An 11,238-nucleotide genomic window follows, 5' to 3' on the forward strand; every position below is an offset into this window, starting at 1 on the left:
ACCTCGATCCGAGCGTCACCGCAGTGACGCGATGGCTGCTCCCAGGTTCCCGACCTCGGTGACCTTCATGCCCTTCGGAGCCGCCCCGGAGTCGAGGGGAACGATGGCGCGGGTGAATCCGAGGCGGTATGCCTCCGCGAGCCTGCGCCCGACGCCGGGTACCCGGCGGACCTCGCCGGCCAGTCCCACTTCGCCGAGGATCACCAGTCCGTCCGGAACAGGCTTGTCCTTGACCGCGGACGCGACGGCGATTGCCAGCGCGAGGTCGGCGGAGGGTTCGGTCATCCGCATTCCGCCGACCGTGGCCGCATAGACGTCGTTCTTCGCGATCTGCACCCCGCACCGGCGGTCGAGCACGGCCAGGACCATGGCCACGCGGGCGCTGTCGAGCCCGCTCACGGCGCGCCGGGGTGCGGGCATGGACGTGGCCGCCACGAGGGCCTGCACTTCACCGAGGAGGGGCCGTTTGCCGTCCATCATGACGGTGACGGCGGTTCCGGGAACGGCCTCGGCGCGGTGGTGGAGGAACAGTCCGGACGGGTCGCTGATGCCGGCGATGCCGTCTTCCCGCAGTTCGAAGCAACCGACCTCGTCGGCGGCGCCGAAACGGTTCTTGACGCCGCGCACCATCCGCAGTGTGGAGTGCTTGTCGCCTTCGAAGTGCAGCACCACGTCGACGAGATGCTCGAGCGACCGCGGTCCGGCGACCGCGCCGTCCTTGGTGACGTGGCCGATGAGGAGCACCGGCACGCCGCTGGCCTTCGCGAGGGAGGTGAGGGCGCTGGTGACGGCCTTCACCTGGGTGACTCCGCCGACCACGCCGTCGACGTCCGCAGCCAGCATGGTCTGCACGGAGTCGACGATCAGCAGGGTGGGGCGCACCTGCTCCACGTGACCGAGGATGGTCGCGAGGTCGGATTCGGCGGCGAGGTAGACCCGCTCGTGGACGGCGCCGGTGCGGTCGGCCCGCAGTCGCACCTGTCCGGCGGATTCCTCACCGGTGACGTAGAGGGACCGGTCGTCCGGGCCGCGGCGGGCCCACTGGTGGACCACCTCGAGGAGCAGCGTCGACTTGCCGACGCCGGGTTCGCCGGCGAGGAGAACGACGGAACCGGGAACCACGCCGCCGCCGAGAACACGGTCGAGTTCGTCGATGCCTGTGGGCTTGGCGCGGGTGGACGTGCTGTCGATCTGAGTGATCGGAGTGGCCGGGGTGGACGGAAGTACCGCTCCGGCCCCGGCTTTCGCGAGCGAGGCCCCGGGGCGGCTCGCGACGGACGCGACGATCGGGGCCTCGTCCATCGATCCCCAGCTATCGCACTCGGGGCACCGGCCGACCCATTTGGGAACCGTGCACTGGCACGACGAGCAGCGGAAGCTGGATTTGAGTTTGGCCACCCGGCCAGCCTAGGTATCGGGTCCGACAGCGGACCCGGTCCGGCTGCTAGTGTCCGCCGCCCTCGGCTTCGGATCCGGGCGACTTGTCGGAGACGTGGCGCTCGGTCTCGTGGCCCGCGTCGACGGGAACGGACACGGTGACGTCTCCGGCCTTCTCGAACGCGAACGTGACGGGGAAGGTGAGTCCCGGGCGGACGCCTTCCTTCAGGCCGTTCAGCGTGACGAGGACGACGTCGGCCGGTGCGTCGGCACTCTCGTCCTTCTGACCGGCGGCGTCGGCGCTCGCTTCGGCGTCCTCGCCCGGCAGGCCGGCGATGAGCGCGGTCTGCGGCGGGATCTCGAGGCCGCCGCTCTTCTCGCCGAGCGTGACGGACTGCGCGAAGTCGGTGCTGATCCGGGTCAGCTTGTCCGGGGTGTCCTCGTTGTTGTTGATCGCGGTGAACGCGAGGACGGCGTTGCCGCCCGGCTCGAGGCTGTACTCGGCGGAGTCGGGGTAGACCACGTGCACGTTGCGCAGGGCGATCGACCCGGCGTCCGCGCTGTTGCCGTTGACCGCGGCGACCTGACTCGACGTCTGAGTGATCTGGCCTGCACTGCAGGCGGACAGCACGAGTGCTGCGCCGGCAGCGAGAGCGACGGCGGTGGCGACTCGGCGAGTCGACTTGTCGAGAGCAGTCACGAGTTGTCCTCCGGTGTCAGGTTCGCACTTCAACTAGGCAGAGTAGTAGTTCGCCCGCGGGGCCTGCTCGCTGGGTACTCACAATGGTTGTCTGCGTGCGGTTTCGGCGCTGAAGAACCGCCCGATCGGGGTGTCCGGAATGCACGTATCGGGGACCCTGTCAACCCCTACGGTCAGGCCATGATGCCCCTGACCTGCACCGTTGATGAGACCAGGTTCCGGACACGTGTTAAACTCGAATGATCGAAAGGGGCACGGGACAGATGATTTTTAAGGTCGGAGACACCGTCGTATACCCCCATCACGGAGCGGCGCTGATCGAAGCTATTGAAACCCGCACCATCAAGGGTGAGCAGAAGGAATATCTCGTTCTCAAGGTTGCTCAGGGCGATCTCACCGTACGGGTTCCCGCAGACAACGCAGAGTACGTAGGCGTACGCGACGTCGTCGGCCAGGAAGGTCTCGACAAGGTCTTCCAGGTACTGCGGGCACCGCACACCGAAGAACCCACCAACTGGTCGCGCCGCTACAAGGCGAATCTCGAAAAGCTCGCGTCAGGTGACGTCAACAAGGTCGCCGAGGTCGTGCGTGACCTGTGGCGTCGTGAGCAGGATCGCGGCCTGTCCGCAGGAGAGAAGCGCATGCTCGCGAAGGCGCGGCAGATTCTTGTCGGCGAACTCGCACTGGCCGAAGGTACCGACAGCGACAAGGCCGAGACCATCCTCGACGAGGTCCTCGCGGCCGCGTCCTAGCCAGTCGCGACACACACAGTGGCCGAGGGAAAGGGTCCTGTAGTCGCGCTGGTTCCCGCCGCAGGTCAGGGAGTGCGTTTGGGCGAGAACAAGCCCAAGGCATTCGTTGATCTGGGTGGGACGACCATGCTGGCACGCGCGGTCGACGGGCTCCTCCAGTCGGGGGCTGTCGACCGCGTCGTCGTGATCGTTCCGGAGGAACTGGTCGAGTCGACGCGGACCCTCCTCCCCGGTGGCGTCACCGTCGTGGCCGGTGGAAGCGAGCGGACCGATTCGGTTCGTGCCGGACTCGCCGTCGCGGACGACGCCGAATACCTGCTCGTGCACGACGCCGCCCGCGCGCTCACGCCGCCGACGCTCATCGCGCGGGTGGTCGCGGAGTTGCGGTGCGGTCGCAACGCGGTCATTCCCGTCCTCCCGGTGACGGACACCATCAAGACCGTCGACGTTCTCGGCGCGGTCACCGGCACCCCCGAACGGTCCGAACTGCGGGCAGTGCAGACTCCGCAGGGTTTCACCGCGGAACTGCTCCGGCGCGCCTACGACGCCGCCGACGGCATTGCCACGGACGACGCCGGCCTGGTGGAGCGTCTCGGCGAACGGGTCCGCAGCATCGTCGGAGAACCCACAGCATTCAAGATCACCACGCCGCTGGACCTCGTGCTGGCCCGCGCGCTGGTGGAAGAGGGAGCGCACTAGTGCGAGTCGGAATCGGGACGGACGTCCACCCGATCGAGCAGGGTCGGCCGTGTTGGATGGCCGGCCTGCTGTTCGAGGACGAGAACGGCTGCGCGGGTCATTCCGACGGCGACGTGGCCGTTCACGCACTCTGCGACGCCCTGCTCTCCGCCGCCGGGCTCGGCGATCTCGGCTCCGTCTTCGGAACCGGGCGGCCCGAGTGGTCCGGGGTGAGCGGTGCCGCGATGCTCGCCGAGGTACGCCGGCTCCTCGAAGAGGACGACTTCGGCATCGCCAACGCCGCCGTCCAGGTGATCGGGAACCGGCCGAAGATCGGCCCGCGCCGAAACGAGGCGCAGAAGGTGCTGAGCGACATTCTGGGCGCGCCGGTTTCGGTGTCCGCGACCACCACGGACGGGCTCGGCCTCACCGGGCGCGGCGAGGGGATCGCCGCCATGGCCACCGCGTTGGTCATTCCCGATCGAAGCGCCAGGTAGGATCGCTGGTCGTGACCCTGCGCCTATTCGACACCGAGACGCGGGCCATGCGTGACTTCGTTCCGCTGGCCCCTGGACACGCATCGGTGTACCTGTGTGGCGCCACGGTGCAGGGCGACCCCCATATCGGCCACGTACGCAGCGGCGTCGCCTTCGACGTGCTGCGACGGTGGCTGCTCGCCCACGACTACGACGTGGCGTTCGTCCGCAACGTAACGGACATCGAAGACAAGATCCTGAACAAGGCCGCGGAGGCGGGCAGGCCGTGGTGGGAGTGGGCCGCCACGTTCGAACGGTCCTTTACGTGGGCCTATCAGCAGCTGGGTGTGCTGCCGCCGTCCGTCGAGCCGCGTGCCACCGGGCACATCACGCAGATGGTCGAGATGATGCAGCGCCTCATCGACAACGGCCACGCGTACGCGGCGGGCGGGGACGTCTACTTCGACGTCCGCAGCTACCCCCGGTACGGCAGCCTGTCCGGGCACAAGCTCGACGACGTGCACCAGGGCGAGAGCGCCGGCGAATGCAAGCGTGATCCCCGCGACTTCACGCTGTGGAAGGCGGAGAAGCCGGGTGAGCCGTCGTGGCCGACGCCGTGGGGCCGGGGCCGTCCGGGCTGGCACCTCGAATGCTCCGCGATGGCCGAGTTCTATCTCGGGGCGGCGTTCGACATCCACTGCGGTGGCCTGGACCTGGTGTTCCCGCACCACGAGAACGAGATCGCGCAGGCCAAGTGTGCCGGCGACGACTTTGCGCAGTACTGGCTGCACAACGGCTGGGTCACCATGGGTGGCGAGAAGATGTCGAAGTCGCTCGGCAACGTTCTCTCGGTGCCGAACGTATTGAAAAAGGTTCGGCCGCAAGAGCTTCGGTACTACCTGGGCAGTGCCCACTACCGGTCGATGCTCGAGTACTCCGACACCGCGCTCGACGAGGGGGCCGCGGCGTTCCGCCGGATCGAGTCGTTCGTCATGCGCACGCAGGAGCGTGCCGGTGAGGTGTCCGTCGGTCGGTGGACGGAGGCGTTCGCTCGCGCGCTCGACGACGACCTCGCCGTCCCCGCCGCGCTCGCCGAGGTGCACGGCAAGGTCCGCGAGGGCAATATCGCCCTCGACGGTGGAGGTCTCGAGCGTGCGCGCGAGATCGCGTCGCAGGTCCGGGCCATGCTCGGAATCCTCGGCGTCGACCCGCTGGACGAGCACTGGACTCAGGAGACCGCGGATGCGTCCGCGGCAACCGATGCCCTGGACGTTCTGGTCCGGGCCGAACTCGAGCGCAGGCAGAGTGCCCGCGCCGAGAAGAACTGGGCTGTGGCCGACGAGGTGCGTGACCGTCTCATCCGGGCGGGCATCGAGGTCACCGATACCCCCAACGGGCCCGAGTGGTCTCTCAAGGCAGGACAGTAGTAATGGCTGGAAATTCGAGTAGGCGCGGAGCCATCCGCAAGACCGGTACGAAGAAGGGGCAGGTCGCCGGTTCCGGTGGCCAGCGCCGCAAGGGGCTGGAAGGCCGCGGCGCCACGCCGCCCGCGGAGGCCCGCACCAAGCACCCCGCCGCCAAGCGCGCCGCCCGCGCAGCCAGGGAAGCCGACAAGCAGCCCGGGCGCGGTCGTCAGACCGCCGGACGCAAGGTGCTCGACGGCCCCGAGACGGTGCTGGGCCGCAACCCCGTCGTCGAGTGCCTGCGCGCCGGTGTCCCCGCGACCGCGCTGTACGTCGCGGTCGGGACCGAGAGCGACGATCGCCTGAAGGAATCCGTTCAGCGGGCGGCCGACGCGGGCATCTCCATCCTCGAGGTTCCCCGGACCGATCTCGACCGGCTCAGCGCCAACGGCATGCACCAGGGCATCGCGTTGCAGGTGCCGCCGTACCGCTACGCGCACCCCGACGACCTGATCGCGGAGGCCCGCAAGCATCAGGAGGCGCCGCTGCTCGTGGCCCTCGACAACATCACCGATCCCCGCAACCTCGGTGCCGTCGTGCGTTCGGTGGCCGCGTTCGGTGGTCACGGTGTGGTGATCCCGGAGCGCCGCAGTGCGTCGGTCACCGCGGTCGCGTGGCGGACGAGTGCCGGCGCGGCGGCCCGCCTGCCGATCGCCCGCGCCACCAATCTGACTCGCACGCTGAAGGATTGGGCGTCCAAGGGTGTTCAGGTGGTCGGTCTCGATGCGGGTGGCGACACCACCCTCGACGAGTTCGACGGCAGCGGCCCCGTGGTGGTCGTCGTCGGCTCCGAGGGCAAGGGATTGTCGCGTCTGGTCCGCGAGAACTGCGACGCCATCCTCAGCATCCCGATGGCAGGCCCCGTCGAATCGCTCAACGCGTCCGTCGCTGCGGGTGTCGTGCTCGCCGACATCGCCCGCCGTCGCCGGGGCTAGATTCCGCCACGGTCACCTCGGGATCGGCGACGCCACCGCGCGGTGGAAGCGGACTCGGTGCCCGGGCCGCAATTGTGCGGCCACCGGGAGGTCGGCCTCGGTGACCACGGCGATCACCGGATAGCCGCCGGTCACCGGATGGTCGGCGAGGAACAGGATGGGCCGACCGTTGGGCGGCACCTGCAGTGCCCCCGCAACCATGGCCTCGCTCGGCATCTCGTGCGTCACGGCGCGGTGCAACGGTCCCGGACCCTCGAGCCGCGCCCCCACGCGATTGGTGTCGGAGCTGACCGTCCACGTCTCGCGGAGAAGGGCCTCGACGGACGCAGGTGTGAACCAGTCGTCCCGCGGTCCGAGCCGAACCCGCATCGTCAGCGGATCCTCGGGAGCTACGGGTGGGGGGATGATCTCGTCCGCAGGCCAGTCGCCGGCATCCGCGCCGACCAGCAGCCGATCACCCAGGGCGACGGGATCGGGGCCGATCCCCGACAGACTGTCGGTGGACCGGCTCCCCATCACCGCGGGCACGTCGAAACCTCCGCGCACCGCGACGTAGCTGCGAAGGCCCTCCGACGCGAACGCGATCTCCAGCAGGTCCCCGGTATTCAGGTGCAGCATCGTGTAGTCGGGCCGGGGTTCGGTGTTGACGGTGACGGGGTTGCGGGCGCCCGTGACGGCGACGGAGACGGTCCCGGCCGCACGCACCGCGAGCCCACCGAGCGTGACTTCCAGGGTTGCTGCGTCGGAATGGTTGCCCACCAAACGGTTTGCGCTGTCGTGCGCGTCGCGGTCGGCGGCACCCGACTCGCCGACGCCGATCGACGCGTAACCGGGGCGGCCACGATCCTGCACGGTGGTGAAGGGTCCGGTGCGCACGACCTCGAGCCAAGCCATCGTTCGATTGTCCCGCATCCGCAGGTCTTGTGGATACGCTCTCGACCATGTTGACCGCGACGTTGTACGGCCTCGGTACGGCCCTGCCCTTGCTGATCGGTGCTGTCGTCGGATTGCGCTTCGATTTGCCGCGGCCGGTTCTCGCGGCACTCATGGCCTTCGGCGCCGGAACGATGGTCGCCGCCGTGTCCACCGAGTTGTTCCAGCCCGCGTTCGAGACCGAGGGGATCTGGACAGCAGGCGCGGCCCTGTTCGCGGGAGCACTCGTCTACGTGGGCGCGGACCGGCTCATCGAGCTGAAACTGGGTGCGGGCGCACTGGGCTGGGCGTTGATGCTCGGTGCGCTACTCGACGGCATCCCCGAGAACACCGCCCTCGGCGTATCGATCAGCGGCGCCGGCGGGGTGGTGCTGCTCGTGGCCGTCGCCGTCGGAAACGTGCCGGAGGCGGTGGCGGGCGCGGCCTCCATGCGAGCACAGCCGCACTTCAGTCGCGGTCGTGCGCTGTCCGTGTGGGCGGCGACTGCAGCCCTGCTGGTGCTGGTCGTGATCGGCGCCGACGCCGTGTCCGACACCATCTCCGACGGCACCATCGCAACGGTCCAGGCGTTCGCCGGAGGCGCGACCATCGCCGTGCTTGCGGACTCGCTGATGCCCGAGGCGTACCGCGAAGGCGGGTGGTGGGTCGGCCTGTCCACCGCACTCGGGTTCCTCGTCGCATTCGGTCTCGGCGCCTAGCCGGGCGATGTCGCTCAGGCAGGCAGCGGCACCGCCGTGTAGCCGTGCGCAGCAGCGACTTCGGTGGACAGCAGCTGTCCGTCGTGGGTGGACAGTCCCTCGGCGAGTCCGGGAACGGTCGCGGTGGCCTCTTTCCAGCCTCTGTCGGCGAGGGCGACGACGTAGGGGAGGGTGGCGTTGGTGAGGGCGTAGGTGGAGGTGCGGGGGACGGCGCCGGGCATGTTGGCGACGCAGTAGAACACGGAGTCGTGGACCTGGTAGGTGGGCTCGGCGTGCGTGGTGGGACGCGAGTCCTCGAAGCAGCCGCCCTGGTCGATGGCGATGTCGACGAGCACCGAGCCGGGCTTCATCCGCGAGACGAGGGTGTTGGAGACGAGGGTGGGTGCCTTGGCGCCCGGGACGAGAACCGCACCGATGACCAGGTCGGCGCCCTGGACGGCCTGCTCGAGTTCGAGGCTGTTGGAGGTGATGGTCTTGACCTGGCCGGAGTACTGGGCGTCGATCTCGCGGAGGCGGGCGATGGACAGGTCGAGGACGGTGACGTCGGCCTGCATGCCGTAGGCGACGGCGATGGCGTTGCGGCCGGAGACGCCGGCACCGATGACGACGACCTTCGCCGGGCGCACGCCGGGGACGCCGCCCATGAGGACGCCGCGGCCGCCGCCCTGGCGCATGAGGTGGTAGGCGCCGGCCTGCGGGGCGAGGCGTCCGGCGACCTCGCTCATCGGGGCCAGCAGGGGGAGGGAGCCGTCGCCGCCGACGACGGTTTCGTAGGCGATCGAGGTGGTCTTCGATGCGAGCAGGGCGTCGGTGCAGTCCTTGGACGCGGCGAGGTGCAGGTAGGTGAAGAGCGCCTGGCCCTGGCGCAGGCGTGCGTATTCTTCGGCGATGGGTTCTTTGACCTTCAGGAGCAGGTCGGCGGTGTCCCATACCTGGTCGGCGGTCGAGAGGATCTGGGCGCCTGCGGCTTTGAAGTCCTCGTCGGCGAAGGACGAGCCGATGCCGGCGCCGGATTCTATGACGACTTCGTGGCCGCGTTCGCTGAGTTCGTGGACACCGGCGGGGCTGATGGCCACACGGTATTCGTGGTTCTTGATTTCGCGGGGGATGCCGATCTTCATGAGAGCTCCGTGCTGTCGGAAATTCGATTGGTAGGTGCCAATAGTGAAGAAAACGTCCATTCTTGCCAACAGTTGTGAAGATAATTCTCAACCTTGGGGTGCTGGCTCGCGACTATTCGGATGCCGGCACCCTGAGCCGGTCCTCGTCGAAGGATGTTCGGCCAGTGGCTTCGCCCCGTGAGTACTTATTAACCGCCCGCCGTTAACAAGTACTCACGGGTGGCGGAGCCGCAGGATCAGCATCGCCGTGTGCAGCGACGTCCGGGACTCGGCGTCGTCGAGGTCGACACCGAGCAGGCGCTGGATCGTGGCCAATTTCGCGTAGAGCGTGGGGCGGGAGAGGTGGAGCTGTTTCGCGAGTTCCGTCTTGTTGCCACCGAGTTCGAGAAAGCTGCGCAGGACGTCGACGCTGTCGCCGCCGTGGCGCGCCTGATACTCCAGCAGGCCGCGGAGTTCGGTCTCGGCGAAGGCCTGCACCCGCGGGTCATTCCGGATGAGGGCGAGGAGACCGCGCAACCGGATGTCGGCTGCTCGGTGAAAGGCCTTGTCGCCCGGTGGCAACGACAGCGCGACCTCGGCGATGTGAGCGGATTCCGTCAGGCCGCCCGCGGCGTCCAGGAGCCGGGTCGATTCGGGACCGACGCCGATCGTGCAATGCAGGACGCCGTCGAGACGGGTGAGCGCGGCACGGATCGCCGCGCAGAGTTCGGGCAGCGCGTCGGGTGTGGACGCCGGCGGATGGGACAGGAGCAGGTCGATCTGCCCGGCGCGGGTGTTCGCGGTGAGTGCGGTTTGCCGCGACGTCCGGACCGCGTGGCGGACGGCATCGAGCATGTTCACTCGGCGTCGCTGCGCGAGAACCTGGTCGGCGCTGGCGGTTTCGCTGACTCGCACCGTCATCGGCAGGTAGGTCAGTGCTGGACGGAGGCCGAGCGCATGGGCGCGCGCGGTCGCCTCTGCCTCGTCCTGGATGCGCCCGCGGCGGAGTTCGTCGACGAGTCCGCTCTGGGCCTGCTGCTCGAGTGCGGTCCGGTCCTGCTCGACCATGCGGTTCAGTGCGAGCGCCTGCGCGGCACGCTCGAGGGTCATCCGCGCCCGACCTTCCGCGGCGACGGGGCGAGGGGCGACGAGTCGTCCCCATTCCTGCCGATGTGCGCCGACGGGCGTCGTCGTCCACGACTCCGGGCCGTCGACCGCGGTCTGACGCGATACGGGCGTCAGCCGCGACCGACGTTCCCACTCGGCGAGGAGATCCGCCGCCGTGGTTCCCTGCGCTGCGAAGGCCAGCACCTGCCGGTTGAGGTCCTCGAGCACGATCGGGGCGCCGAGCATGCCGGCCGCGGCGTCGACGATCTCACCGAGCGACGCCCGCTTCATGCTCAGGTCGGTGAAGACCTCATGTGCGTGCCGTGCGAAGGCGACCTCGTCGTACTGCTCCGCGACGATCGATCGGTGCACCTCCTCGGTGACCTCGACGAACCGGATCTGGCGGTGCAGCGCGATCACCGGGAACGACAGTCTGTCGGCGGCGCGCGCCACCCCTTCCGGCACGGTGTCGACGTGGACGCCGAGTTCGACGACGAGTCCGGCTGCGCCCGCCGCGGCCAGTCCCTCCAGGTACGCCACGCTCGACGAGTCGTCCGCGAGGGGTTGGCCGGTGGTGAGGACGAGTTCGCCACCCTGGAGAAGGTTCGACAGGTCGGGTAGATCGCTGACGTGCACCCATCGCACCGGCCTGTCGAGCGGTCCGCCGCCGATCACCTCGGGCGTTCCCGCCTGCACGACCGGGAGCGCCAGGATGTCGACGATGGTGGGCTGCATTTACGCAGTGTAAATCAGAAGCCGGATTTCTATACAGATCGTCGGGCTCTGGGGGCTGGTTCACGGACCAGAGTGAAGACATCGCACTTCACGCGGAGTTCCCGCGTATCGGCTCTCTCGGTAAGGACACCCATTTCATGACCCACAGCGATGGCGCAGCGCAGACCCGAACGATCTCGCACTGGTTCGACAACAAGTCCTACCCCGGAACGCGCGTCGATACCGCGCCCGTGACGAACCCGGCGACCGGTGCCGTGACCGGTCAGGTCGCCCTCGCCAGCGTC

The 11,238-nt window shown here is 68.7% G+C and carries 11 protein-coding genes; 6 read left to right on the forward strand and 5 right to left on the reverse strand.

Features of this window, described 5'->3' with window-relative positions:
• Positions 1–15: 15 nt before the first annotated feature.
• Both radA and ACFWAY_RS27410 read right to left on the reverse strand, forming a co-directional pair.
• Positions 16–1,398, reverse strand: coding sequence for a DNA repair protein RadA (gene radA, locus ACFWAY_RS27405; protein ID WP_378453525.1), 1,383 nt, complete (start codon positions 1,396–1,398; stop codon positions 16–18).
• 46 nt (positions 1,399–1,444) lie between these two features.
• Positions 1,445–2,077, reverse strand: coding sequence for a hypothetical protein (locus tag ACFWAY_RS27410; protein ID WP_378453524.1), 633 nt, complete (start codon positions 2,075–2,077; stop codon positions 1,445–1,447).
• A 263-nt stretch (positions 2,078–2,340) separates the two neighbouring features.
• Between ACFWAY_RS27410 and carD the strand changes: the two genes are divergently transcribed.
• Genes carD through rlmB form a run of 5 tightly spaced genes read left to right on the forward strand, consistent with a single transcriptional unit; the run spans position 2,341 to position 6,381 of the window.
• Positions 2,341–2,829, forward strand: a complete 489-nt coding sequence (gene carD, locus ACFWAY_RS27415) for an RNA polymerase-binding transcription factor CarD (RefSeq protein ID WP_005262216.1) — start codon at positions 2,341–2,343, stop codon at positions 2,827–2,829.
• Positions 2,830–2,847: 18 nt separating this feature from the next.
• Positions 2,848–3,528 (forward strand): 2-C-methyl-D-erythritol 4-phosphate cytidylyltransferase, encoded by a 681-nt coding sequence (gene ispD, locus ACFWAY_RS27420; RefSeq protein ID WP_378453523.1) that lies wholly within the window; start codon positions 2,848–2,850, stop codon positions 3,526–3,528.
• Positions 3,528–4,004: a 2-C-methyl-D-erythritol 2,4-cyclodiphosphate synthase gene (gene ispF, locus ACFWAY_RS27425; RefSeq protein ID WP_378453522.1), complete on the forward strand. Its 477-nt coding sequence runs from the start codon at positions 3,528–3,530 to the stop codon at positions 4,002–4,004. The genes ispD and ispF overlap by 1 nt, the downstream gene beginning before the upstream one ends.
• Positions 4,005–4,015: 11 nt before the next feature.
• On the forward strand, positions 4,016–5,410 hold the full coding sequence (gene cysS, locus ACFWAY_RS27430; protein WP_378453521.1) for a cysteine--tRNA ligase: 1,395 nt from the start codon (positions 4,016–4,018) through the stop codon (positions 5,408–5,410).
• Between the two features lie 2 nt (positions 5,411–5,412).
• Positions 5,413–6,381 (forward strand): 23S rRNA (guanosine(2251)-2'-O)-methyltransferase RlmB, encoded by a 969-nt coding sequence (gene rlmB / locus ACFWAY_RS27435; RefSeq protein WP_378453520.1) that lies wholly within the window; start codon positions 5,413–5,415, stop codon positions 6,379–6,381.
• Between the two features lie 12 nt (positions 6,382–6,393).
• Here the strand turns inward: rlmB and ACFWAY_RS27440 are convergent, their stop codons facing one another.
• Entirely contained in the window at positions 6,394–7,275 is an 882-nt protein-coding gene (locus tag ACFWAY_RS27440; protein ID WP_378512862.1) for a biotin-dependent carboxyltransferase family protein, read from the reverse strand.
• A 47-nt stretch (positions 7,276–7,322) separates the two neighbouring features.
• Here ACFWAY_RS27440 and ACFWAY_RS27445 point away from each other — a divergent pair, with 47 nt between their 5' ends.
• Positions 7,323–8,012: a ZIP family metal transporter gene (locus ACFWAY_RS27445; RefSeq protein WP_378453518.1), complete on the forward strand. Its 690-nt coding sequence runs from the start codon at positions 7,323–7,325 to the stop codon at positions 8,010–8,012.
• Between the two features lie 14 nt (positions 8,013–8,026).
• Here the strand turns inward: ACFWAY_RS27445 and ald are convergent, their stop codons facing one another.
• Together ald and ACFWAY_RS27455 are read right to left on the reverse strand one after the other, a co-directional pair.
• The gene (ald, locus tag ACFWAY_RS27450) at positions 8,027–9,133 is read right to left on the reverse strand and encodes an alanine dehydrogenase (protein ID WP_378512863.1); all 1,107 of its coding nucleotides are present in this window, start codon (positions 9,131–9,133) and stop codon (positions 8,027–8,029) included.
• 213 nt (positions 9,134–9,346) lie between these two features.
• Positions 9,347–10,954, reverse strand: a complete 1,608-nt coding sequence (locus ACFWAY_RS27455; RefSeq protein WP_378512864.1) for a PucR family transcriptional regulator — start codon at positions 10,952–10,954, stop codon at positions 9,347–9,349.
• Positions 10,955–11,238: the final 284 nt, after the last annotated feature.

The sequence above is a fragment of the Rhodococcus sp. NPDC059968 genome, assembly GCF_042738615.1.
Classification (GTDB): domain Bacteria; phylum Actinomycetota; class Actinomycetes; order Mycobacteriales; family Mycobacteriaceae; genus Rhodococcus_F.